At 54.0% G+C, this 25,372-nt stretch carries 21 protein-coding genes; 10 read left to right on the top strand and 11 right to left on the bottom strand.

Annotation, left to right across the window (positions count from 1 at the left end; translation table 11 throughout):
* Positions 1-46: 46 nt before the first annotated feature.
* From JK231_RS03050 to rstA, 3 genes are read right to left on the bottom strand one after another with little or no spacing between them, the layout of a single operon-like run.
* Positions 47-1,534 (bottom strand): carboxypeptidase M32, encoded by a 1,488-nt coding sequence (locus tag JK231_RS03050; RefSeq protein WP_211727960.1) that lies wholly within the window; start codon positions 1,532-1,534, stop codon positions 47-49.
* A 12-nt stretch (positions 1,535-1,546) separates the two neighbouring features.
* Positions 1,547-2,857, bottom strand: a complete 1,311-nt coding sequence (gene rstB / locus JK231_RS03045) for a two-component system sensor histidine kinase RstB (RefSeq protein WP_160832974.1) — start codon at positions 2,855-2,857, stop codon at positions 1,547-1,549.
* On the bottom strand, positions 2,854-3,579 hold the full coding sequence (gene rstA, locus JK231_RS03040) for a two-component system response regulator RstA (RefSeq protein WP_034830927.1): 726 nt from the start codon (positions 3,577-3,579) through the stop codon (positions 2,854-2,856). Before rstA ends, rstB begins: the two co-directional genes overlap by 4 nt.
* A 176-nt stretch (positions 3,580-3,755) precedes the next feature.
* On the opposite strand from rstA, the gene JK231_RS03035 reads away from it, so the two are divergent.
* Entirely contained in the window at positions 3,756-4,169 is a 414-nt protein-coding gene (locus JK231_RS03035; RefSeq protein WP_038646835.1) for a hypothetical protein, read from the top strand.
* Here JK231_RS03035 and JK231_RS03030 read toward each other — a convergent pair whose 3' ends face one another.
* Both JK231_RS03030 and ydgH read right to left on the bottom strand, forming a co-directional pair.
* On the bottom strand, positions 4,170-5,561 hold the full coding sequence (locus JK231_RS03030) for a basic amino acid/polyamine antiporter (RefSeq protein WP_211727959.1): 1,392 nt from the start codon (positions 5,559-5,561) through the stop codon (positions 4,170-4,172).
* Between the two features lie 211 nt (positions 5,562-5,772).
* On the bottom strand, positions 5,773-6,729 hold the full coding sequence (gene ydgH / locus JK231_RS03025; protein ID WP_097117067.1) for a DUF1471 family protein YdgH: 957 nt from the start codon (positions 6,727-6,729) through the stop codon (positions 5,773-5,775).
* Positions 6,730-7,268: 539 nt separating this feature from the next.
* On the opposite strand from ydgH, the gene pntA reads away from it, so the two are divergent.
* Both pntA and pntB read left to right on the top strand, forming a co-directional pair.
* Complete coding sequence (gene pntA / locus JK231_RS03020) at positions 7,269-8,801, top strand: Re/Si-specific NAD(P)(+) transhydrogenase subunit alpha (protein ID WP_211727958.1); 1,533 nt, start codon at positions 7,269-7,271, stop codon at positions 8,799-8,801.
* Between the two features lie 11 nt (positions 8,802-8,812).
* Positions 8,813-10,201: a Re/Si-specific NAD(P)(+) transhydrogenase subunit beta gene (gene pntB / locus JK231_RS03015; RefSeq protein WP_034830917.1), complete on the top strand. Its 1,389-nt coding sequence runs from the start codon at positions 8,813-8,815 to the stop codon at positions 10,199-10,201.
* Positions 10,202-10,247: 46 nt separating this feature from the next.
* Here the strand turns inward: pntB and uspE are convergent, their stop codons facing one another.
* Together uspE and JK231_RS03005 are read right to left on the bottom strand one after the other, a co-directional pair.
* Positions 10,248-11,204 (bottom strand): universal stress protein UspE, encoded by a 957-nt coding sequence (gene uspE / locus JK231_RS03010; protein ID WP_034830915.1) that lies wholly within the window; start codon positions 11,202-11,204, stop codon positions 10,248-10,250.
* Positions 11,205-11,322: 118 nt separating this feature from the next.
* Positions 11,323-12,075 carry an FNR family transcription factor gene (locus JK231_RS03005; RefSeq protein WP_034830913.1) on the bottom strand — a complete coding sequence of 251 codons (753 nt, stop codon included), beginning with the start codon at positions 12,073-12,075 and terminating at the stop codon, positions 11,323-11,325.
* A gap of 296 nt (positions 12,076-12,371) precedes the next feature.
* Between JK231_RS03005 and smrA the strand changes: the two genes are divergently transcribed.
* Entirely contained in the window at positions 12,372-12,938 is a 567-nt protein-coding gene (gene smrA, locus JK231_RS03000) for a DNA endonuclease SmrA (RefSeq protein WP_211727957.1), read from the top strand.
* On the opposite strand, the gene JK231_RS02995 is transcribed toward smrA, so the two are convergent.
* Positions 12,939-13,859, bottom strand: coding sequence for a LysR substrate-binding domain-containing protein (locus JK231_RS02995; protein ID WP_034830936.1), 921 nt, complete (start codon positions 13,857-13,859; stop codon positions 12,939-12,941).
* A 310-nt stretch (positions 13,860-14,169) separates the two neighbouring features.
* On the opposite strand from JK231_RS02995, the gene JK231_RS02990 reads away from it, so the two are divergent.
* Together JK231_RS02990 and JK231_RS02985 are read left to right on the top strand one after the other, a co-directional pair.
* Positions 14,170-15,504 (top strand): aromatic acid/H+ symport family MFS transporter, encoded by a 1,335-nt coding sequence (locus JK231_RS02990; protein ID WP_211727956.1) that lies wholly within the window; start codon positions 14,170-14,172, stop codon positions 15,502-15,504.
* 88 nt (positions 15,505-15,592) lie between these two features.
* The gene (locus JK231_RS02985; protein ID WP_211727955.1) at positions 15,593-16,930 is read left to right on the top strand and encodes a VOC family protein; all 1,338 of its coding nucleotides are present in this window, start codon (positions 15,593-15,595) and stop codon (positions 16,928-16,930) included.
* A 69-nt stretch (positions 16,931-16,999) separates the two neighbouring features.
* Here JK231_RS02985 and JK231_RS02980 read toward each other — a convergent pair whose 3' ends face one another.
* Complete coding sequence (locus JK231_RS02980) at positions 17,000-17,434, bottom strand: DoxX family protein (protein WP_034830906.1); 435 nt, start codon at positions 17,432-17,434, stop codon at positions 17,000-17,002.
* Between the two features lie 192 nt (positions 17,435-17,626).
* Here JK231_RS02980 and JK231_RS02975 point away from each other — a divergent pair, with 192 nt between their 5' ends.
* Together JK231_RS02975 and JK231_RS02970 are read left to right on the top strand one after the other, a co-directional pair.
* Positions 17,627-19,144, top strand: a complete 1,518-nt coding sequence (locus JK231_RS02975; protein WP_211727954.1) for a carboxylesterase/lipase family protein — start codon at positions 17,627-17,629, stop codon at positions 19,142-19,144.
* Positions 19,145-19,357: 213 nt separating this feature from the next.
* Positions 19,358-21,034: a methyl-accepting chemotaxis protein gene (locus JK231_RS02970; RefSeq protein ID WP_034830905.1), complete on the top strand. Its 1,677-nt coding sequence runs from the start codon at positions 19,358-19,360 to the stop codon at positions 21,032-21,034.
* On the opposite strand, the gene JK231_RS02965 is transcribed toward JK231_RS02970, so the two are convergent.
* Complete coding sequence (locus tag JK231_RS02965) at positions 20,992-21,873, bottom strand: LysR substrate-binding domain-containing protein (RefSeq protein WP_097117073.1); 882 nt, start codon at positions 21,871-21,873, stop codon at positions 20,992-20,994. The genes JK231_RS02970 and JK231_RS02965 overlap by 43 nt on opposite strands.
* A 126-nt stretch (positions 21,874-21,999) precedes the next feature.
* Here JK231_RS02965 and JK231_RS02960 point away from each other — a divergent pair, with 126 nt between their 5' ends.
* On the top strand, positions 22,000-23,166 hold the full coding sequence (locus JK231_RS02960) for a methionine aminotransferase (RefSeq protein ID WP_211727953.1): 1,167 nt from the start codon (positions 22,000-22,002) through the stop codon (positions 23,164-23,166).
* Between the two features lie 14 nt (positions 23,167-23,180).
* Entirely contained in the window at positions 23,181-23,960 is a 780-nt protein-coding gene (locus JK231_RS02955; RefSeq protein ID WP_058962084.1) for a transporter substrate-binding domain-containing protein, read from the top strand.
* A gap of 176 nt (positions 23,961-24,136) precedes the next feature.
* Here JK231_RS02955 and pepT read toward each other — a convergent pair whose 3' ends face one another.
* Positions 24,137-25,363, bottom strand: a complete 1,227-nt coding sequence (gene pepT / locus JK231_RS02950; protein ID WP_211727952.1) for a peptidase T — start codon at positions 25,361-25,363, stop codon at positions 24,137-24,139.
* Between the last annotated feature and the right edge of the window lie 9 nt (positions 25,364-25,372).

The following is a 25,372-nucleotide window of genomic DNA, read 5'->3' as shown; positions in this document are numbered from 1 at the left end:
CGGGTAAAGGAAGTGAAAAGGGCGGCCGATTGGGCCGCCGCGCAGTTTACGCAGAGAGGTAGCGTTGTTCAAGGTGCTGACGGAAATAGTGCGGATTGAGCGTTTCGCCCGTGGCATTCACTAACAGTTGTTGCGTCGGGAAGCGGCTGCCGTGCTGCCAGATGTTCTGTTGTAACCAGTCAAACACCGGCTGCAACTCTCCGTTACGGATCAGATCTTCCACTTGAGGAATCGCGCGCTTCACCGCCTGGAACAGCTGGGCAGCGTACATGGCACCTAAGGTGTACGTCGGGAAGTAACCGAAAGCGCCATCGGTCCAGTGAATATCCTGCATGCAGCCATCACGATAATTGCCACGGGTATCTATTCCCAGCGATTGCTGCATTTTTTCATCCCACAGCGCGGGGATGTCATCAACTTCAATCTCACCTTCAATCAACGCACGTTCGATTTCGTAACGCAGAATCACGTGAGCTGGATAGCTCAGTTCATCCGCGTCCACGCGAATAAAGCCTGGCTTCACGCGTTGTGTCTGGCGAACAAAGTTATCCAACGCTAATGCCGGCTGGTCACCCATTAAGGCGACAACCTGCGGATGGATATGCTGCAGGAATGCCTTGCTGCGCCCTAATTGCATCTCCATAAACAGGCTTTGGGATTCATGCATGGCAGTCGAGCGAGCGTGGGCCACCGGTTGTCCACGCCATTGCTTTGGTAGGTTCTGCTCGTAACGTGCGTGACCGGTTTCGTGGATCACGCCCATCATGGCACTGAGGAAGTCGCTCTCATTGTAACGGGTGGTAATGCGCACATCTTCCGGCACGCCGCCACAGAAGGGGTGTGCACTGACATCCAGGCGACCATGATTGAAATCAAAGCCCAGCGTTTTCATCACACTCAAACCGAGCTGCTTCTGCGCTTCAATAGCAAAGGGACCCACCGGCGCCGAGATGGCGGTTTTCTGCTGCTTCTCGACGGCTTTCTGCAGCAGCGCGGGCAGCCAGCTTTTTAATTCGCCAAAGGTATTGTCGAGTTGTGCACTGGTCATGCCCGGTTCGAACACATCCAGTAACGCGTCATAACGAGACACACCCAGCGCTTCGGCGCGTAACTGGGCTTCCTCACGGCTGAGTTTCACCACTTCTTTTAGGTTAGCCGAGAAGCCTTGCCAGTCGTTGGCAGGGCGCTGTTGGCGCCAGGCATGCTCACAACGCGAACCGGCCAGCGATTTGGCTTCAACCAACGAAGCAGGCAGAATCGTTGCTTGCTGCCACGCACGCTGCATCTCGCTCAGGTTAGCGTGCTCTACATCGTTCAACGATTCCTGCTGGGCGGCGTCGAATAAGCCGGCAAGGCGTTTATCGGTCAACAGTTCATGCAAAAACACACTGAGTTCCGCCATGGCTTCACCGCGCGCCTGGCTGCCGCCGGGTGGCATAGTGGTTTGCATATCGACACCGGCAATAGCCCCAAGATGGCCAAAGCGTGCCAGGCGCTGGAAAGTTTTGCTAAGTTCCTGATAAGCAGAAGTCACAATTAAAGCTCCTTATGACGGTAAACGGGGCGAAATATCTCGCAAGGGTAGATCAACCGGCCAGCAGAAGCGAACGCTGGCGCCACCGAGCGGGCTGCTCTCAATGGTGACCTGTCCCTGCAGTGCCTGTGCAATAGAGTGGACAATCGCCAGCCCGAGCCCACAGCCGCCGGTCGCGCGATCGCGACTAGGATCGAGACGCACAAAAGGTTCAAAAACGCGTGCGCGCTCTTCAGGTGGAATACCTGGACCATCATCTTCTACCTGTAAATTACCGATGGCGCCGTCAAACCACAGACTGACGCGCAGACGCTGTTGGGCATAACGCAGCGCATTATTCACCAGATTATCCAGCACGCGTTCCATCAAACGGGTATCGGCGGAGCCCACATTCTCAAGTTGCGGAATATCCAGCGCGATATGCGCTTGAGGATTCATGGTTTGCACATCTTCGATATGCACACGCAACCACTGCGCCAAATCAAACGACTGAAGATTAAGATCGACACGCGGGCGGTCGAGGCGGGCATAGGTTAACAGCTCTTCAATCAGGCTCTCTAACTGGCCGACATCGCGATTGAGTGCCGCCGACTCGGCTTCGCTAAGATTGTCACTCATCTCTAAGCGATAACGCAGGCGAACCAGCGGGGTTCTTAACTCATGAGCAATGCCATCAATCAACTGTTTCTTACTGGCGACCAGCGTGTTGATGTTATCGGCCATCTGGTTAAACGCCACGCCAAGACTGTGCAGACTTGATGTGCTTTCGAAATGGGTACGTACATCCAGCTCGCCGCGACCAAAACGCTGCGCGGCTTTCTCCAGCCGCTGCATCTCCTGCCAGTGCGGTCGTAGCCAGATAAACACCGGCAGCGCCAAAGACATACCGATGAAGGCCAGCAACGCGATATCCAAAATGCGCATTTGATGCAGATAAAACAGATAAGGAATCGGGCCGACCGACAGCACATAATGGCTGCGTGGAATGTGCTGCAGGAAGGTGTATTGATCGTCGAGCGCGACAATCTCCCCGGCGCGCAGGCGGCGCATGTCCGGTTCATCCAGCTGATATTTACTCATCGGTTCGATATGCAGCTCAAACGACAGATCGAGGTCGAGGTTGCGGATGGTTTTGTTCCAGTCTCGCGGGGGAATCTCACGCAGTTCGCTGCGCATGAGAAACAGCGAACTCGCCATCAAATCATTCATTGACTGGCGGCCCGCACGCTCAGCGGTGAACTTGTACACCAGGCCCACCAGCAAAGTCATCACCAGAAAGCAGACGAACAGCAGCAGATAGAACTGGATAAAGAGCTTTCTCATGCGGAGCGGGTATCCCAGGCCTGAGGCGCGAACAGGTAACCTTTATTGCGGATGGTTTTGATGCGGAACGGTTCGGTGGCGCTGTCATACAGCTTTTTGCGCAGACGAGAAATCGCCACATCAATACTGCGATCCATGCCGTCGTAGCTCACCCCTCGCAAGGTTTTCAGCAAGGCATCACGATTCAGGATCTGGCCTGCATGCGTGGCCAGCTCCCACAGCAGATCAAAATCGGCGGTGGAAAGGGTGATGTTCTCGTCAAACAGCGTGACCTGGCGATTGAGGGAGTCGATGGTCAGCGAACCAAAACGCAAAACCCGCTGGGAACTTTGAATAGCGGGCGCCACTTCAGGCTGAGAACCCTGCGCCTGGCGCAGATGCAGACGCAAGCGTGCCAGCAGAACAGCGGGCGGCGTGGTTTTCAGAATGTAATCGTTGGCGCCCATCTCCAGCGCCAGAATGTGGTTCATGTCACTGTCGAGCGAGGTCAGCAGCACAATCGGCCCTGACCAGTGCGCGCGCAAGTCGCGGCAAACGGTCATGCCATCTTTGCCCGGCAACATAATATCCAGTAGCACCAGATCGGGATCGGCTTCTAAAATAGTCGCTTCAGCACGGTCACCGCGCGTTTCAACAGTCACTTCAATATCGTGGCGGCCAAGATAAGCGGCGATCAATTCACCGACTTCTGGCTCATCTTCCACATAGACAATTTTGTTCATATTTCACGGCAAGTGATGAGAATGACAGCAGCATAACTTTTCCTGGTCCTGAGCTCTACGCTATCGCACGAAATATCCCTGCCTGACTGGTATATTTACGCTGAAATGTGCCATTATTAGCGGCGCGTTGTAGCGCAAGGTTCGGAACCGTAACGAAAACCAGGAGGAGTGCGAGGGTGTCTGATAAAGAGCTGGCTTCAGCCGGATACAGTGACCGCATCTGCTTCAATTACAGCGATTTTCTCTCTGCTTCCTGCAAAAAACGCTGGAGTTTCGTTGACGCCATTTACGGTGTCATGCCGATTTTTGGCATGGTGACGCGTAAATCTGCACATGGCTTAGCGGCAAGCGACGATCATCTGAAAGAATTAGCATTACAAATCATTTCAACGCAGGTCAGCGACGAGATCAATATTGCGCGACTGATTACCCTCGCGGAACAACAGCACATCAGCCGTTTTGACATCCAACTGCCTTATCCGTTGTCAGAAGATCAGCTGGACGCGATTCATCAGGAATATCGTAAAGCGCTCAATCTGACACAGCAGGATGACCTGCTGTGCGTTTCCATCCCGGTTCAGCCTCACTAATTACTGCGTGAGCTGCCACATCGCTGGCAGTGCTGCCGCAATCAGTAATCCAATCGCGATGCGCTCAAGTTGTGACAACACTCTGTTACCACGGCCGCCGCGTCGCGCGTAAAGGAACAGCAGTAATCCCGGCGCGTAAAGCACCACAGACAACAGCAGGTGCAGCGGGCCAGAAGCATAAAGCAGCCAGAATCCGTAAGCACTGGCACCCAATCCTACCGCCAATGCCAGCGGATTTTTTTGTCCGCGAACCACTTTAATTAAATACAGCCCCACCAGCAGATACGGCACCAGAATCATCTCTGACGCGATGGTCAGCAGCGTATTGTAATCCGCGCCAGTGGCCGCAATCAGGATCAGACAAACCTGCACGCTGCCGTTGGTGAGCCACAACGAAGCGGCTGGCGAATTGTGACTATTCTGTCGCGCAATGCTGCGGGGAAAAGCCCCTTGCTGTGCCGCCAGAAAAGGGACTTCTGCCGCCATAATTGTCCAGCTTAAATACGCGCCACACACGGAAATAATCAGACCCACCGCAATCACCGTATTACCCCAATGCCCCAACAGATGCTGCATCAAGCCGGCCATGGAAGGATTTCGCATTTGCGCCAGCTCTGCACGCGGCACCACGCCCAGCGCCAGCAGGGTAACCAGCAAGTAAACCAGCAGTGCGGCGATAACCGCCAGCATGGTGGCGCGTCCCACATCTTTCTTATGACGTGCACGCGCGGAGACCACCACCGCGCCTTCCACGCCAATAAACACCCACAAGGTGATCAACATGGTCTGCTTGACCTGCTGCCAGAGCGGCTGGCCTAACGCAACGCCGCTGAAGTCGAAGTGGAAGCGATCGTAGTTGAATGCCAGCAGGGCCAGAACCACAAACAGCAGCAGTGGCACCAGTTTCCCCAGGGTAGCGAGCAGGTTGATGCTGGCGGCGGTTTGCACGCCACGCAATACCAGCCAGTGCACCAGCCATAAAAGTACCGACGCACCGAGCATCGCTTGCCAGGTATTGCCATCGCCAAACACCACGTGGTCAGGCGAATCGGTGAAGAAACTCAGCGCCGAAAAGACAATCACCAGATACGACACGTTGGCGATGACCGCACAGAGCCAGTAGCCCCAGGCAGAACAAAATCCTACCAACTCACCAAATCCGGCGCGCGCATAGGTAAAAATCCCGCCGTCCAGTTCGGGTTTTAAGCGTGTCAGCAGCAGCATGGCAAACGCAAGAAACAGGATGCCCACACCAGTGATCAGCCAGCCAATCAGCAGTGCAGCGGGGCCGGCGACGGCAGCCATATTTTGTGGCAGGCTAAACACACCCGCACCGAGCATCGAGCTGAGTACCAACGCAGTGAGCGCGCTCAAACCTAATTTTTTATCCAAAACACCATTCCTGGGCAGCAGAGTATGCTGGTTAGTGACGATTCCGCTGGAGTGTAACGTGGCAATTGGCCGGATTTAAAACGGAATACCCTGAAAACAGGCGAAGGATTTTACGGAGAGCGAAAAGGGAAGGCAATGCAGGATTATGCAGATCTGCGCAGAGACTATGCAAACAGAAGCACAGGGCGACAAAAGCCGCCCTGCAGGGGAATTACTTGAACAGATCCGCGGTCACGGTCAGGTTGCCACCGCTCTGGCTCGACCATTGACGGGTGATGTGATAGTACTTCGCACCCTTATCTGCTGCGCGTTTTGCCACGGCTTCAGACACTTCAGTCGGCGTTCCGAAGTGATCAGAGAAGGTCACAGTATCAAACGGCTGCATCTGTGCGGCAGTAATCGCATTCACTTCCTGCACGCTACGACCATCTGCCAGCTTAACGGTATAGCGCTGACCCGTTGAACTCTGCGTTTCAAAGAAACGGCCTACGCTACGGCTAGGGGTATCAGAAGAGGCAACACCCGGAATGGCCACTTTGCTGGCTGCAGCGCCGCCAGCAGCCAGTGCTGCTTTGCCGGCTTCAGAATCGGCAGGAATCGAATCTGAAACATTCTGCACCTTACGTTCTGGTGCATCCGCTTTATAGACATAAGCAGTCACGTACTGGTTACCGCCGTTATTGGCATCAACCTGACGCACAATAAAGAAGGATGCCGCGCCTTTGTCTTTCGCCTGTTTGGCAATGGCATCATTCACATCTGGCTGGCTGGCGAAGAAACCGCTAACAGAAACAGTATCGAATGGCTCTAAACGATAGGCTTCGGCTTTTGGCAACTCTTTCACACCGCTAAAGATGCGGTATTTGGTGGTGTCATCCGCTTTTGGGGCATCAGCTTTGTACAAATCAGCCGTGACGCGCCAGTTGCCGCCGTTGCCGTTGGTATCGTTGATACCCTGTACATAGAAGGAGTCAGCGCCTTTTTCATCGGCTGCTTTAGAGATGGCATCGGTAGCATCACCGATGGCATTGAAACGACCGCTGATATTAATACGTTCGAATGGTTTCAACGCGGCCGCTTGTTCTGGCGTCAACTCTTTGGCGGCAAATGCATTTGCTGCCAACAGGGATAACAAAGTGGTCGCCAGAATGGTGTTCTTCAGCTTCATAAAAATGATCCTTCGCCTTACGCAAAATGAGTACGAAAACGTGCTGGACTCTTGATGTATAACAGATTAGCCGCTGATTATTGCATGTAATAATCAACCTGTCTCAGCCAATTTATGCGCATAAGATTGACAATCTCCGCAAATAATTCATCAACATGTCATTTACCTATGCTATGGCTTTTTTTTGACCGCTTTACCACTTATTCTGGTAACACATAGCATCATAATAGTTAAAGTATTGTTAAATAAAGGTTTTTGAAAACACTAAATTCGACATGACACGATTTTGCGCAGCAGAATATTTTTTATTATGTCGCAAAACTAGTGGCAAAAGGCGGCATTCAATCTTTGCATCTGAATATTAGTGTGAATGTCATAAGTGTGCGTTATCGCTGTGGATCACTTTTCACATTTTCAGTAGGTTATAAAGACTTTGTTACATTGCGCATTTTGCTCATAAAAAGCTGAAACGCTGTTTCAGCCTTATGGGCTTGTGCCACTTACAGAACCTCATCCTTTAATTGTTGAAAGGAAACAGTATGTTAATTGGGATACCCAAAGAGCGGTTAGCCAATGAGTCGCGCGTTGCTGCAACGCCAAAGACCGTTGAGCAACTGATCAAGCTGGGATTCAGCGTCACGGTCGAGCAGGGCGCAGGTATTCGCGCAAGTTTTGACGATGAGAGCTTTATCGCCGCTGGTGCCACTGTCAGCACCACCGAAAGTGTCTGGCAGTCTGACATCGTGTTAAAAGTGAATGCGCCAGACGATCAGGAGATCGAACTGACACGCGCGGGCAGCACTTTAGTTAGCTTTATCTGGCCCGCACAAAATCCGGCACTGCTGGAAAAACTGGCGGCGCGCCAGGTTACCGTCATGGCGATGGATTCTGTGCCACGTATTTCTCGTGCCCAGGCACTGGATGCGCTGAGTTCCATGGCGAACATCGCGGGTTACCGTGCCATTGTTGAAGCGGCGCATGAATTTGGCCGCTTCTTTACCGGGCAAATCACCGCCGCGGGTAAAGTACCACCGGCGAAAGTGATGATTATCGGCGCGGGCGTGGCGGGTCTGGCGGCAATCGGTGCAGCGGGCAGCCTTGGGGCTATCGTTCGTGCGTTCGATACCCGTCCAGAAGTGAAAGAACAGGTGCAGAGTATGGGCGCCGAGTTCCTTGAGCTGGATTTCGAAGAAGAAGCCGGCAGTGGCGATGGCTATGCCAAAGTGATGTCAGAAGCCTTTATTAAGGCAGAGATGGAGCTGTTTGCCGCGCAGGCGAAAGAAGTCGATATCATCGTCACTACCGCTTTAATCCCGGGCAAACCGGCACCGAAGCTGATTACCGCTGAAATGGTTGCCAGCATGAAGCCAGGTAGCGTGATTGTCGATCTGGCGGCAGCAACCGGCGGTAACTGCGATCTCACGGTAGCTGATCAGGTGACTTTAACCAGCAACGGTGTGAAGATCATTGGTTATACCGATCTGCCTAGCCGTCTGCCAACACAGTCCTCTCAGCTTTACGGTACCAACCTGGTGAACCTGCTGAAACTGCTGTGCAAAGAGAAAAACGGCGAAATCACCGTCGACTTCGATGATGTGGTTGTGCGTGGCGTCACCGTGATTCGTGAAGGCGAAGTGACCTGGCCAGCGCCACCGATTCAGGTATCAGCTGCACCGAAAGCGGCGCAGGCGGCCATTGAGCCAAAAGCAAAACTGGAAGCCAAACCGGTTTCACCGTGGCGCAAATATCTGCTGCTGGCATTGGCTGTGGTGCTCTTTGCCTGCCTCGCTAACGTGGCACCGCCTGAATTCCTCTCCCACTTTACTGTCTTCGCGCTCTCCTGTGTCGTCGGTTACTACGTGGTGTGGAACGTCAGTCACGCTTTGCATACGCCATTGATGTCCGTCACTAACGCCATTTCCGGCATAATTGTGGTGGGTGCGGTGCTGCAGATGGGACACGGCGGGTGGGTGACTTTCCTTGCCTTCGTCGCAGTACTGATTGCCAGCATCAATATCTTCGGTGGATTCACCGTCACCCAGCGCATGCTGAAAATGTTTCGTAAGAATTAAGGGGTAACAACATGTCTGGCGGATTAGTGACTGCAGCATACATTGTTGCCGCAATTCTGTTTATTTTCAGCCTGGCTGGCCTCTCAAAACACGAGACGTCAAAGCAGGGTAACATCTTTGGTGTCAGCGGCATGGCGATTGCGCTGCTGGCGACCATCTTCGGCCCCAACAGCGGCAACGTGGCGTGGATCCTGCTGGCGATGGTGATCGGGGGTGCAATCGGTGTGCGTCTGGCGAAGAAAGTCGAAATGACTGAAATGCCAGAGCTGGTAGCGATTCTGCACAGCTTTGTCGGTTTGGCTGCGGTGCTGGTGGGTTTCAACAGCTACATCGATCATGCACCAGGACTGGCGCCGGTGATGGAAAATATCCATCTGACGGAAGTGTTCCTCGGCATCTTTATCGGCGCGGTGACCTTCACCGGTTCTATCGTGGCGTTTGGTAAACTGCGCGGCAAGATTTCGTCGAAAGCGCTGATGTTACCACATCGTCATAAAATGAACCTGGCAGCGCTGGTGGTTTCCTTCTTGCTGATGCTGTGGTTTGTACAGACGAATAGCACCGGTTCACAAGTCGTCGCGCTGTTGTTGATGACGGTGATTGCGCTGGTGTTCGGCTGGCATCTGGTGGCGTCGATTGGCGGTGCGGATATGCCGGTTGTGGTGTCGATGCTCAACTCCTACTCCGGTTGGGCGGCAGCGGCTGCGGGCTTTATGCTCAGCAACGACCTGCTGATTGTCACCGGTGCGCTGGTGGGTTCTTCGGGTGCCATCCTGTCCTACATTATGTGTAAGGCGATGAACCGCTCGTTCATTAGCGTGATTGCCGGTGGTTTTGGTACCGATGTGAGTGTCGGTGGCGAGAGCGAAGAAGAGGGTGAACATCGCGAAATCACGGCAGAAGACACGGCGGAATTGCTGAAAGGCTCAACGTCAGTGATCATCACCCCAGGCTACGGCATGGCAGTGGCGCAGGCACAGTACCCGGTGGCGGAAATTACCGAAAAACTGCGTGCGCGTGGCATCAAAGTGCGTTTCGGCATCCACCCGGTTGCTGGCCGTTTGCCTGGCCACATGAACGTGTTACTGGCTGAAGCCAAAGTGCCGTATGACGTGGTGCTGGAAATGGACGAGATTAACGATGATTTCAGCGATACCGATACCGTGCTGGTGATCGGTGCCAATGACACCGTTAACCCGGCGGCGCAGGAAGATCCGCGCAGCCCAATCGCTGGTATGCCCGTACTGGAAGTGTGGAAAGCGCAGAACGTTATCGTGTTTAAACGTTCAATGAATACCGGTTACGCTGGGGTGCAGAACCCGCTGTTCTTCAAAGACAACACGCAAATGTTGTTTGGTGATGCGAAGGCGAGTGTAGAAGGTATCCTGCGCGCGCTGTAATCTGTAGTGCGATTAAAAAGGCGACCATCTGGTCGCCTTTGTTGTTTTAATCGTCTTCGTCTTCTTCATCGTCATAATCAATCGGCGATTTGAAATCGTCCGGTTTGATTGCCAGCAAATCACAGCGGAGATGATCGATAACCTGCTCAGCGGTATTCCCCAGGAACGCGGCCGAAAGGCCAGTGCGGCCGATGGTGCCGAGTACCACAATTCCCGCCTCCAGATGAGAGGCGATATCCGGTATCACTTCCTCCGGCAAGCCTTTTGCCACATGCGTAAACTCTTCGCCGATGGAGAATTTCTGGCGTAGCGCTTTCATCGCCACCAGATGTTGTCCGCGAATCGCATCGTTATACACGCTGGGGTCAAAGTCGGGGAGTTCAATGGCGATATTGATTGGCGTGATGGGATAAGCACCGACAAGGTGCACTTCTGTGTGATTGACCATATCGGCCAGCAGCACTGTTTCACGAATCAGCTTTTGGTTTAATTCATCGTGATGGGGCTCTTCACTGGCCAGATTGACCGCCACAACGGCTCTGCCACCTTCCGGCCACGGCTGATCTTTCACCATCCACACCGGGCAGGGGCATTTGCGTAGCAGATGCCAGTCTGTCGGGGTAAAAATCACTGCTTCCAGGCGATCGTGCTGATGGGCCATTTTCAACACCAGGTCGTGCTGGTGCGCCATCACTTCCTGAATGATCGCTTCGTACGGACGGTTATGCCACACCACTTTAATTTCAATATCAACACCGGCCTCAAGATAGGCGTGGGCCTGTTGACGAATCCATTCAGTACGCTGACTGATCACACCTTTACGCATGTTGGATCGCTCATCAGGCGACAACAAGGTGGTCATTTCATAGGAGAAGTCGTAGATAGGCAGGAAAGCTTTGATTTTTCCGCCGATACGTTGATTCAGATACACCGCACGACGCAGCGCGGGTTGATCGTCCTGTTGGGCGTCAATCGCCACCAGAATATTTTGGTACCGGGACATAAGGCAATCTCCTCAAACCAAAGCAAGTTGGATTAAAGATAGCCTAAGTTGGCGCAGGGCAGAAGGGGAAAAGTTGTTGCCGGATCAATAAACTAACATTTATCGACCCGGCATAGAATCACGCAGCTTGTTCAGTCTGACCCGCCAGTTCTGCCAGCAACGCATGGTTCTCGATAGTGATATATTTGCCTTTAACGGCCAGCATGCCACTTTTCTGGAAGCGGCCCAGCAGACGGCTAATGGTTTCTACGGTTAGTCCCAGGTAGTTACCAATGTCACCACGCGTCATGGTCAGGCGGAATTCGCGTTGTGAGAAGCCACGTTGACCAAAGCGGCGTGACAAATTCCAGACAAAGGCCGCCAGACGCTCTTCCGCGTTTTTCTTGGAGAGCAGCAGGATCATATCCTGATCGCCTTTAATCTCACCGCTCATCAGACGCATCATCTGCTGGCGCAGTGCCGGCATTTTACCGGAGAGATCGTCGAGAGTTTCGAAAGGAATTTCACACACCATCGCTGTTTCCAGCGCCTGAGCAAAACTCGGGTGGTGCGCGCCGACAATCGCATCAAAGCCCACTAAATCCCCTGCCAGATGGAAGCCGGTAATCTGCTCGTCACCCTGTTCAGTAATGGTATAACTTTTGATGGTGCCGGAGCGGATAGCGTAAAGCGATTTCAGTTCATCACCGGCTTTGAACAACGTCTGACCTTTCTGAATCGGCTTTTTGCGCTCAATGATATTGTCCAGCTGATCCAGCTCATGCTCGTTCAGTGTGAAAGGGATACACAACTGGCTGATACTGCAATCCTGACAGTGAATGGCACAACCGCCAGACTGAATACGTCGAATGCTGCGTTTTTCCGGGATCATATAGGTACGCTCGATGATTATTGACTGCCGTCAATTTTAACATTTTTACGCGTTAAGGGAACTCATCCGAGCAGTAATTCCCCTTAAACCCCCACTAACGTAGGGTATACCTGAGTTTGCGCAAGGTTTGCCTGACATTATTTTTTGACCTGGAACGTTTTGTTGCCATATTTACATCTGGTCACAACTTGTCTCAGCGCAAAAAGTGACAGATGTGATGCCAAAAATCCTTTGCTACTATTTTGTTTTTGAGCGGCAACTTGCGCTCAGCAAACCACCAGGCGTGAGAAAACACCATGAACCTAGACGATGAAGACCTTTTCCGGGATGCCATGGGCGATGTGACGCCACTGAAAGATTGTGCCAATACCCAATGGTTGCGTTCCCCTTCGACCAAAGCGCCGCGCCCGACGCAAGCCAATGACGAACAGGAAAATTTCCTCACGCGGGGCTTTCTCGACATCATCCCGCTGACGACTCCGCTGGAATACAAAACAGAAGGGATTCAACAAGGTGTGTTGGATAAGTTGCGGCTGGGGAAATATTCCCTGGACGCCAGCCTGAACCTGCTGCGTCAGCCGATAGAAACCTGTCGAAAGTCATTGTTCAGTTTCATGCTGCAGGCACGCAAGCAGGGGCTACGCAATCTGCTGATTATCCACGGTAAAGGCCGTGATGATGAAGCCCATGCCAATATCGTACGCAGTTATCTGGCACACTGGCTGACGCAGTTTGACGAGGTGCAAAGCTTTTGCGTGGCGCAGCCCCAGCACGGAGGTGCCGGGGCACTGTATGTCAGTTTAAGAAAAACGGATCAGGCGCGGCTGGATAATCGTGAGCGCCACGCCAAACGCAGTCGCTAATCAGGTGTGAAATTTGCGAATGGTCGCCAGCAACACTTCGGCACTCAGGCTGAGATGACTGCCGCTGCGGGTGATAATCCCCACCGGCTCTCCCGGCCCAGGGGAGTTAATCGGCAGTGCAATAACGGCATTGTGGCTAAGGTCTTCCTTGATGGCGCCTGAGGGGACAAACCACACATAGTCATAACGCAGGGCCAGCTGACGCGCCAGCGAAGTGGATGAGGTTTCCACACAATTAGCGGGAAGCGCACAACCTTGCTCGTCCAGCATATGTTGAGCGATACGACGCGGGGCGGTGCCCTCCGGCGATATCACCACTGGCCACTGCATCGCGCGGGATAACGTGACGTTGTCACTGAGGAGCGGGTGTTCCGGACGTACCACCAGTTTAAGCGACTCGAGGAATAGCAATTCATAACTCAGACCCGCCATCATTTCACTGTCGGCCATGCGCCCAATGCCAATATCAAACTCACCCGCGCGCAACCCGGCCAGCAGAACATTATTATGTAATGTCGCCACTTGTACCGTGGTGTTCGGTTGTTGCTCGTGAAAGCGATCGAGAATCTGTGGCAGCATACCCATTGCCGCTGTGGTGAGCGCGCCGAGGCGAATCACGACCGGTCGGCCGGGTTGTGGGGCGTTAAAGCTTTGGCCTGCATGGTTAAGCGCATCCAGCACTTTTACCGCATGGACAAGAAATTGCTCGCCGAGCGTCGTTAACTGGGCACCGAGACGACCACGTTCAAACAGACGCGCGCCAGCCAGTTCTTCCAGCTCATTCAGGGTTTTTGAGAGCGCAGGCTGGCTGAGATTGAGTGTCTCTGCCGCGCGCCCCAGCGTGCCTTGCTGCGCGACCGCAACAAAGGTGTGTAAATGGCGCAAGCGAATGCGCTGATTGAAAAGGGAATTTTTGTCCATAGCCTCAAACATAATGACTTTTACCTGATGGCGGCAATGGGAAAACTGGAATTATGTTAACTTCACTGCAAAATTATATTAACAAAAGCCCTGATATTGCTAACCTGATGTTTTAACTCGAATTAGTAAAAATCAGCGCCAATGCAAAATTATCACCTATTGCAATATCAAGCGCTTAATCTCGCATAATTTGAATAATTCTCACTTACACCTAAAAATCCTGCCCGTTATTGTTAACGATGAGCTATCATTATCGCCGTTTTTTTTACCAAAACTGATGATTAAACGATGAATGTGCAGGAGTTGATCCGTGACCACCGTTGAGGCCGTAGATGTTCGCCAGCTGATTAATCAGAGTGCGCTTAGCCGTTGGCAAAAACGCCTGATTGCGCTGTGCTTCATCGTTGTTGCGTTGGATGGCATGGACATCGCGCTGATGGGCTTTATCGCTCCTACATTGAAAGCCAGTTGGGGCGTCACTAATCATCAGCTTGGCATGGTGATCAGCGCTGCGCTGATTGGCCTGGCCTTAGGTGCCATGGTGGCAGGGCCATTGGCCGATCGCTACGGGCGGCGTGTGATGATACTGCTCAGCGTGGGTTTTTTTGGCTTGTGGACGCTGGCCACCGCCATGGCGCAAAACATCGATCAAATGATGTTATTCCGTTTTCTCACCGGCCTTGGCCTCGGTGCAGCCATGCCAAACGTTGGAACGCTGGTAGCAGAGTATGCACCAGAGCGTCGACGTTCATTCATTATCACCGTGGTGTTCTGCGGTTTCACCTTTGGTGCCGCATCGGGCGGATTTGCAGCTTCCTGGCTGTTGCCTCGCTATGACTGGCACTCCGTGATGTTGATGGGTGGCGTCTTGCCGCTGATTGTTTTGCCTTTCCTGCTGCGCGGCTTACCGGAATCCGTGCGCTTCCTGATTAGCCGTCGCGCACCTGCTGCACGTATACATGCCATTTTGGATCGCATGCTGCCTGGCGTCGTTGAGCCGAACAGCCATTACCAGTCCACTGAACAGGTTATCGTGCGGCGTGGCGCAGTGGCGACGGTGGTTTCCCGGCGATATCTCTTCGGCAGCCTGATGTTATGGGGCGGCTACTTTATGGGGCTGTTCCTCGTCTATCTGATTGGCAGCTGGATGCCCTCGCTGATCAACACGCTGGGAATGTCGGTGACGGAAGCGGCTATCGTCACGGCGATGTACCAGGCGGGCGGCACGGTAGGTTCGCTGTTTGCGGGCTGGCTGATGGATCGCATTAATGCCAATATCGCGCTGGCGGTGATCTACTTCTGTGGCGGCATTGCGATTGTCGCGCTCGGCTTCTCCCCGGCGGAAGTGGGATTAATGAGTGCCATCGCCTTCTTTAGCGGCTTCTGCTTTAACGGCGCCAATACCGGCATGAATGCGCTGTCCGCCAGCTATTACCCTACGCACGCGCGTGCGACCGGTTCCAGCTGGATGCACGGTGTGGGTCGTGTCGGTGCGATTATGAGTGCTTTTGTCGGCGCAGAGCTTCTTTCGCTCGGGTGGTCGTTCAGCCAAATCTTCCTGTTGCTGGCGATTCCAGCGGTGCTCACCACGATCATGCTGGCCCTGAAATGTCGCTTTGGTGACCCGTCAGACCGGGCTGAGTGACAGGGCGATCACAGTTCCACGAAATTCCTCCACGGCGATAAAGGGTTGATCTACATTAGCAACAACCCTTAACGCCGAGGTGATGACCATGGAAAACTTTCTCACCAGCGATGCGATTCGCACGCTGTTCTCGCAAGCGATGTCCAGTATGTATCAGCAGGAAGTGCCGCAATATGGCACCCTGACGCAACTGGTCACGGCCGTGAATGAACGTACGCTGGAAGCACAACCCGCTTTAAAAAACCGCCTCGCTGCCGCCGATGAACTGGACCGTCTCAGCGTGGAACGTCACGGTGCGATTCGTGTGGGGACTGCCGAAGAACTCAGCACGCTGCGCCAGATGTTTGCGGTGATGGGGATGGAACCGGTGGGATATTACGATCTCTCCCAGGCGGGCGTGCCGGTTCACTCCACCGCTTTTCGTCCGGTTACGGACAGCGCATTGCGCCGCAATCCGTTCCGCGTGTTTACCTCTCTGTTACGTCTTGAACTGATTGATGATGCCGCGTTGAGAGAGAAAGCCGCCGCGATTTTAGCCGCGCGCGATATTTTCACGCCGGGTTGCCGCGCATTGATCGCGCAACATCAACAGCAGGGCGGTTTAAACGCCGCTGATGCCGCTCGCTTTGTCAAAGAGGCGCTGGAAACCTTCCGCTGGCATGCCCATACCCTCGTGGACAGTGAAACCTACCGCGCACTGAGCCAGCAACATCGTTTGATTGCCGACGTAGTGTGCTTCCAGGGGTGCCACATCAACCATCTGACCCCACGCACGTTGGATATAGATCGCGTGCAAACCTTAATGCCCACGCGCGGCATCGATCCTAAAACCCTCATCGAGGGCCCCCCCCAACGTCAGGTGCCGATTCTGTTACGTCAAACCAGCTTTAAAGCGCTGGAAGAGGCAGTCCATTTTAATGACGGCACCCCCGGCACACATACTGCGCGCTTTGGTGAGATCGAACAGCGCGGCGCGGCGCTAACCCCCAAAGGCCGCACACTCTACGACCGTCTGTTGGCAGAAGCGGGCACCGGCAGTGATAACCAGCATCATCAACAGCATCTGAGCGCGGTGTTTCGCGATTTCCCAGATGATGAAGATACCTTGCGCGAACAGGAACTGGCGTGGTTCCGCTATCGTTTGACCGCTAAGGGCACCCAGCATCCTCCGCAAACGGGAGAAACTCTGGTTCAACTGCTTGCTGAAGGGCGCGTGCTGGCAGAACCGATAGTGTATGAAGATTTTCTGCCAGTGAGCGCAGCGGGGATATTTCAGTCTAATTTAGGCGACGAAACGCACGCACGTAGCGCGGGCAATGCCAGCCGGGCGGATTTTGAAGCCGCGTTAGGTGCAGCGGTGCAGGATGAGATGGCGTTGTATCAACAGATGCAGCAGCGCAGTCTGGCTCGTTGCGGTATACGTTAAGGGCATAAGAAAACCGGTCTGTGAAGTGGCATCAGCACTTCAGCAGACCGGCTTCATTTATTTTGATTTTTATTGCAAGCGCGAATCACGCACCAGCGTGTACTTCCCGGCACCCAAGAACATGATGGCGAGTGCGCCCAGCAGATAAAGCGCCTCTGTTTCCAGAGACCAGGCGCCAACATCTGTGCGATGCCAGACCGCGCCCATTTTTACCAGCAAGGTCGCAACAACCATGTTCACCGCAATAATGAAAGCCGCAGGGCGCGTCATTAAACCGATGATCACCATGACAGGTGCCACTATTTCCCCGATGTAAGCACCGTAAGCGATGAAACCTGGCATGCCTTTAACGGCCAACATATGAGCGATCCAATCGACGCCATGCATCACCTTGAATTCGCCATGAAATAACAGCAGGCCGCCAAACGTCAGACGTAACAGCAGTTTACCGAAGTCCGGGTGATCGCTCATCCGATTGAACATCTGGTTGATACCACCAAACATCGCGCTTCTCCGTCTCGCCAGGTTAACTTGTAACCTTAATGCAATTCGCCATGCCAGGGTTAGCCAAATAATTTGATGGAGATGTTCAACGGATCGAAAGCATATTCGGCTTAATCTGCAAATGCTTTCAGAACATGGACATTCGCTCAAGGCCTGCAAATAATGGAACCAAGCTTGATCTGGGAACCCGAGATGAAAAACGAACGACGTCTGAGGATCATGACCGCAGAGGGTGAACTCAGAGGCCTGATTGACGATGATCTTTTTGTCTTCAAGGGAATACCTTACGCCGCGCCACCTGTGGGCGCACTGCGCTGGCGTCCGCCACAGCCGGTTGCACACTGGCAAGAAGTACGTGAAGCCACGCAATGGGGTGATGCCAGCTGGCAAAACCGGGATTATTGCGTGGCAGTGGGTGGCGGCGATCCGGGCCGGTTCAATGAGGATTGTCTGTACCTGAATATCTGGACCCCAGACGTTGAGCCCTCCCGTCCCTTGCCGGTGATGGTGTGGCTGCACGGCGGAGGCTTTACCATCGGCGCGGGTAGTCTTGATCCCTATCGCGGCAAAGCCTTAGCCGCGCAGGGCGTCGTAGTGGTCACGCTCAATTATCGTCTTGGCCATTTTGGCTTTTTCGCCCATCCGGCGCTGGATGCTGAATACCCGCAAGAAGCGGTGGTAAATAACTTTGCCTTGCTGGATCAAATCGCTGCGCTGCAATGGGTTCAACGCAATATTCCTGCCTTTGGCGGCGATCGCCAAAATATCACACTGTTTGGCGAATCATCGGGGGCGCGCAGCGTGTTGTCTTTGTGCTGTTCTCCGCTGGCTGAAGGGCTGTTCCACAAAGGTATTGTCCAGAGTGCATACAGCTTGCCGGATGTGCCGCGCAGGAGGGCGCAACAGATCGGTAAACAGGTTGCAGCGCATTTTGGCCTGCCGGATCACGCCTCTGCCGAACAGCTTCGTCAGTTACCTGCCGATCAATTCTGGCCGCTGCAACGTCCACTGGGATTAGGTCCAGTGGCAATCAGCGGTGATGCGGTGCTCCCCAAACCGATGCTCGAAACCTTTATGACCGGTAAACAGCATCGGGTGCCGTTGATGGTGGGAAGTAACAGTGATGAAGCCAGCGTATTGGATTATTTTGGTGTTGATCCTGCAACGGTGTTACAACAAATTCGTCGCAAAAATCGCCTGAGTTATGGCCTGATGAAATGGCTATACGATATTCACGACGATACCTTACTGGGCCGGGCAGTGGCGCGAGACATGGCGTTTACCGTGATCCCGTTACTGGTGGCGCAGTCTCAACACAGTATTGGCATGCCTGCCTGGCGATACTGGTTCGACTATGTGTCAGAGAACGCCCGCGACCTCTATCCACATGGCACCTGGCACGGCAACGAAATCCCCTATGTGTTCAACACGCTGACCTCACTGAAACCGCTGCCTGAGCGGGATTACACTGCCGCAGACAAGCGCTTCGCCGACATGGTCAGTACCTATTGGGTGACCTTCGCCCGGGATGCCAGTGAGTTTAGCTATCGGCTACAGGGCAAAATCGACTGGCCGGTGTGGCGTCCCCGTGAAGACCTGACATTAGCCCTCGGTGATCAGGGTAAACCGCAAGCGGTGTTGAAGGCGCGTTTTATGCGTGGGCGGCTGCGTTTGTTCCGTCTGATGATGCGCAGTCACGTTAAGCTTTGATGAGCAGGCTAATAGTGAAATTGCGCAAATGAATTTATAAGGCAAATTTTCGGCTAATCCATTGATTTTCAGGAATAACATTTCCTATCCGGCTTAAGCAGACAGCAATTAATTAGCTTATTAAACCGTTACATTTTCCCAATCCACTGCCGATAAACGCAATATGCCCGATTTTATCGGGCCTCCTACGCGTTTCACACCAAGGGATTATGTATGGGAATCTTAAAAAACTTCACTATTCGCGCCGTCATGCTGACTATTCTCGGGCTGTTCTGCCTGCTGTGGTGCGGTGTCGGATTATTTAGCGTGCACTCGCTCAATGCCCTCGGCGAAGGGAATGAGATAGACCGTGAGCTGGTTAATCAGATGACGGTACTGAGTAAAGGCAACGATCAATATTTTCGTGTGGTGACGCGTCTATCCCGCGTGATGGAAGGGCGTGCATCGGGCGCGGCAGTAAGCGCGGATGCCTTCGCACCGGTGCAACAGGCGCTGGAGAGTATGAAAGCGCAGCTGGTGCAATTCAAAGCGATGGCACCTGGCCCGATGGACAGTGAAACGGTTAACAGCGTTATCGCCAGCTGGCAGAAATTGCTGGATGAGGGGATTGCGCCGCAGGTGTCGCTGGCACAGCAGAGCACCGTTGAAGCTTACCGCACACAGGCTAATAACGTGACGCCCGCCCTCAGCCGCGCCTTTGGCACCAGCGCGGAGGCGTTTAATAAAGCCGCCGGCATTAAGCTGGATGAAACCCGTGTCACCGTCGATAAACTCACCAACATTACTAAGGTGATTATTTTGGTTGCTGTGGTGTTCGGTCTGGTGATTTTGCTGTTCACCGACCGTTATCTGGTAGCGATGCTGGTGAAACCACTGGAGCGCGTACGTAACCATTTTGCAGTGATTGCCCAAGGCGATCTTAGTCAGCCCGTGGAAGATTTCGGCCGCAACTGTGTTGGCAAACTGGTGCCGCTGCTGCGTGCGATGCAGGACAGCCTGCGTGAAGCCGTGAGCGCCATTCGCAGCGGAACCGAGAATATCTATCGCGGCGCGGCAGAAATCTCATCCGGTAACAACGATCTCTCCTCCCGTACCGAAGAGCAAGCGGCCGCGCTGGAGCAAACTGCGGCCAGTATGGAGCAGCTCACGGCAACGGTGAAATTCAACGCCGACAACGCCCGTCAGGCCAGTTCACTGGCAGAAACGGCTACCGGCACCGCGCAGCAGGGCGGCCGTCTGGTAGGGGAAGTGGTCACCACCATGCAGGGCATTTCCGGCAGTTCGAAGAAAATTGCTGAGATTACCAACGTGATCAACAGCATTGCTTTCCAGACCAACATCCTGGCGCTTAACGCCGCCGTTGAAGCCGCGCGTGCGGGCGAACAAGGCCGTGGTTTTGCGGTCGTGGCCAGTGAAGTGCGTAATCTGGCACAGCGCAGTGCCGGGGCGGCGAAAGAGATCGCCACGCTGATTGAAGATTCCGTCCAGCGCGTGGATAAGGGCTCTGCATTGGTCAGCAGCGCAGGCAGCACCATGAACGATATTCTGAAGTCGGTGCAGGATGTGAATGAGATCATGAAGCACATCGCGGCCGCCTCCGAAGAGCAGAGCAAGGGCATTTCGCAAGTTGGCACCGCCGTCACGGAAATGGACAGCGTGACTCAGCAGAACGCCTCGCTGGTAGAGCAGGTTTCTGCGGCGGCCAGTGCGCTGGAGCGTCAAACGGAAGAGTTGCAGGCTTCTGTCGCGAAATTCCGTCTGTCGGACAGTGCGCCGTTAGGTAAAGCTCAGGCCGCGCCAGCCAGCACCGTTCTGCGCCGTCCGCTGTTAACCAGTACGCCTGTCGCTCAATCGAAGTCGGCCAGCGCCGATGAGTGGGTTTCATTCTGAGGCTGACACAACCACGCCACCAGATCCGGCAGGAACGGTGGCGCATCCTGTTCTGCGCACTGTAAAAGGCTGTACGCTGCCCCGGTGGCCACGCTGTTGGCAAACGGGGCAATCAAGCGACCATTCGCCAAATCATTTTGCACCAGTGTCACATCCGCCACCGTTGCACCAAAGCCCTGAATCGCCGCGCTGATGGCCAGATCCATAGTAGCAAAGTGCTGATTGCGTGCCATCGGCACAGTGGCCGCTTGATCCGCCAGCCACATTTGCCAGTCGCGGGAATCATTGGTGGGATGCAAAAAAGTAAACCTCGCCAAATCGCTGATGCCCACGGGTGGCGTGATGTTGCTGCCCAGGACCGGTGTCAGTCGCTCATCAAATAAACGAATGGAACCGGCAGGCGGCGTGCCAAACACAATCGCCGCATCATAATTTTCCAGCTGTGAAGCGTGGTCCAGCGTGGTGGTCAGTGCCACATGGATTTCCGGCCGCTGTTGCTCCAGCGCCACCAAACGTGGCACCAGCCAGCGCATGGCACAGGTGGGCGCTTTCAGGCGAATTGAGGCATTGCTGCGGCTGGCTTTCTCGGTGGCATTCACCAGCATGGCATAACCTTGTTGCAGTTCGGGCAACAGCACCGCGCCTTGCTCGGTAAGATGCAGACCACGCGCATGGCGTGCAAACAAGGGAAATCCCAGCCAGCTTTCCAGCGTGGCGATTTTACGGCTCACCGCACCCTGCGTAATGCATAATTCGCTGGCGGCGCGCGTCAGGTTAAGATGGCGTGCGGTGACCAGAAAAGCATGGATGGCATTCAACGGCAGGGCGGAGCGGGACATAACGACCTCATGCTATGATTTTTAATCATGGCTATTATGACAACAATTCGCTTGTCGACTCAAGCGTCTCACCGTTGAATAGAAATCTACTTTCCTTACGTGGTTATGCAACCTTGTGGAGCAACGATGACCTTGAATAGCAGTGTTAACATCTCTTCCAAACAGCCCGATGTCGGCACGACGATTTTCAGCGTCATCGGCCAGCTGTCAGCACAACATAAAGCCATCAACCTGTCGCAAGGTGCGCCGAACTTCCCGTGCGATCCGCATCTGGTGGAGCTGGTTAGTAAAGCCATGCGCGAAGGTCATAACCAATATGCCTCTCTGACCGGTTTACCGGCGCTGCGTGAAGCGCTGGCTGAAAAAGTCGAGACGCTTTATGGCCGGCGCTATGATGCGGGCAGCGAAGTGCTGATCACCGGCAGCGCCAGCCAGGGTATTTACATGGCGATTTCGGCGCTGGTGCATCCTGGTGACGAGGTGATCTTCTTTGAACCGGCGTTCGACAGCTATGCGCCGGTGGTGCGTTTACAGGGCGCAACCCCGATTGGCCTGAAGTTGCAGGTGCCGGATTTTGCGATCAACTGGGATGAACTGCGCGCCACCATCACGCCGCGCACCCGCATGATCATCATCAACACGCCGCACAACCCCAGTGCGCAGGTGCTGACGCCAGCCGATTTGGAGCAGCTGGCGGCCTTAACCCGCAACACGGATATCGTGGTACTGTCCGACGAAGTGTACGAACACATCCTGTTTGATGGCCGTGCCCACTGCGGCATGGCAACCCATCCGGAACTGGCACAGCGCAGCGTGATCGTGTCTTCATTCGGCAAAACCTTCCACGTTACCGGCTGGCGCGTCGGTTATGCGCTGGCACCGGCCGCGTTGATGGAAGAAATTGTGAAGGTGCATCAGTTCATGATGTACGCCGCCGATACGCCAATGCAGGTGGGTTTTGCGCACTATCTGCAGAATCCGCAAAACTATCTGCAGCTGTCACCGTTCTATCAGGAAAAACGCGATCGCCTGCTGTCATTGATGCAAGATTCGCCGTTTAAGCTGCTGCCAAGCGCAGGTTCCTTCTTTATGTTGGCCAGTTACGGACATTTCAGTGACGAAAGCGACAGTGAAATGGTAAAACGTCTCATCGTCGATCACGGTGTGGCCACCATTCCGTTGTCGGCGTTTTATATGGACGGCACTGACAATAAATTAATTCGCCTGTCATTCGCGAAAGACGACGCAACACTGCAGGCTGGCGCGGAAGCGCTGTGCCGGGTTAAAGGGTAATTAGGGGAAGAATAATGAAAAAGTTAAACGCACTGTTTGTGGCGCTGGGTATGCTGACTTCTGCACACGCACTGGCACAGGAAACCTTACGCTACGGTCTGGAATCCCAATATCCGCCGTTTGAAAGCCGCAACGCACAGGGCGAGCTGGAAGGTTTTGATATCGAACTGGGTAAAGCGATTTGCGAAGTTGGCAAATTCGACTGTAAGTGGGTGGAAAGCAGCTTTGATGCGCTGATCCCGGCACTGCAGGCGAAAAAGTTTGATGCGATCAACTCGGCGATGAACATCACTGAAGCGCGTGCCAAAAGCATCGATTTCACCAAGCCCATCTACCGTATTCCGACCATGCTGATCGTGAAAGAGGGCGAGAAAGTCCTGCCAACCGCCGAGTCGCTGAAAGGCAAAAACATCGGCGTACTGCAGGGTTCAATCCAGGAAACTTACGCTAAGAAGCACTGGGAGCCGCAGGGCGTGACCGTGACCTCTTATCAGGACCAGAACCAGGTTTATAACGACATGGTGGCGGGCCGCCTTGACGGCACGCTGGTGATGTCAGCTGCGGGTCAGTCTGGTTTCCTCGATAAGCCACAGGGCAAAGGTTTCGCCTTTGTTGGCAAGCCGGTTGAAGATGACACCATCCTCGGTTCCGGTATCGGTTTCGGCCTGCGTAAGGGTGATGCCAAGCTGAAAGGTGAACTGGATGCGGCTATCACGAAAGTGCAGGCTGACGGCACCATCACCAAGCTGGCGGCGAAATTCTTCCCTGGCATTGATGTGACCGCAGCGAAATAACAGCAAGCGCCACTCTGGCGCGCTGCGCCGTTAAAACCGGATTAAATTAAGGCTGCCATTGTTCATCTATGGCAGCCTTTTTCGTTTACGTCGAAGTGGGTGGCATTGCCTCCCAACGGTCGCCGGACCCTCACTGTGCCTCTGACAGCATTAAGATCTGCCGGTAAAGTTCTTGCTTATTTCGCCGCCAGATAACACAGCGCTTCCGCCACCTGATAAGACTTCACAAACGACGGCATCGGTAAAAACTCAAAGCGTGAGTGGAAATTGTGCGCGCCGGTAAAGAAGTTCGGTGTCAGTAATCCTTTGGCCGATAAGGCCGCACCATCCGTGCCACCTCGCATAGGGATCACTTTCGGTTCCACACCCACCTGTTCGAGCGCCGCAAATATCAAGTCAATCGCACGACGGTCTTCCCCAATCGCATTGCTGATGTTGCTGTAAGTATCGTTAATGGTGAGTGAAACATGCCCGGTAGGATAAAGCGCGGCGATCTCATCCGCGACTTCCACCAACTGCTGTTTTTTTTCATCGAATCCCTGTAAATCAAAGTCGCGAATCGATGCTTTCAACACCGCACGGCTGGCGTTGGCATTGATATCGTTAAACCAGATATAGCCTTCGCGTCCTTCGGTATGTTCTGGCGTGGCCAGGCGATCGAAACGTGAAATAAAGTCGTGCGCCATCAGGAGCGGATTCACCAGCACGCCTTTACCGGACATCGGATGCGCCGGCACGCCGGTAAACACCAGTTCCGCCGCCGCCGCATTGAAGTTCTCATACACCACTTCGCCCAGCTCACAGCAGTCGATAGTCCAGGCAAAATCAACGTTAAAGCGTGTCTCCAAATCCAGCGCTTTGGCGCCGCGCAATCCAATCTCTTCATCCGGCACAAATGCCACCACGATGTCGCCATGATCGCCTTTGAGGTTTTCCATCAGCGTCATGACCACCGTCACCGCCGCTTTATTATCGGCGCCGAGCACGCTGGTGCCATCGCTAAAAATAATCTTCTGGCCGTGATAGGGAGCGATCTCCGGATGTTCCGCCACGCGCAGCCAGATATCCTGCTGCGCGTTCAGACACAAATCATCGCCGTTAAACGTCAGGGTTTGCGGGTGGATATCCGGTGATAAACCCACGTCAACCGTGTCGATATGGGTAATAAAGCCAATGCGCGGTGCATCAGGCCGATTGCCCGGTTTTACTGCGGTCACCGTGGCATGCTGATCGATGACGATATCCTGCAGCCCAAGCTCACGCAGTTCCTGCGCCAGCAGCTCCGCCATCGCATGTTGTGAAGGGGTGCTGGGCAGCGTGGTGGATTTGGCATCGCTCTGGCTGGAAACCGCCAGATAACGGTAAAAACGTTGGGTCAGTTGGCGCGCGAGTTGTTCTGTCATCACATTTCC

It is taken from the genome of Pantoea sp. JGM49, from assembly GCF_018257655.1.
In the GTDB taxonomy this organism is placed as follows: domain Bacteria; phylum Pseudomonadota; class Gammaproteobacteria; order Enterobacterales; family Enterobacteriaceae; genus Pantoea; species Pantoea communis.
This window is presented reverse-complemented; position numbering and strand designations above follow the sequence as displayed.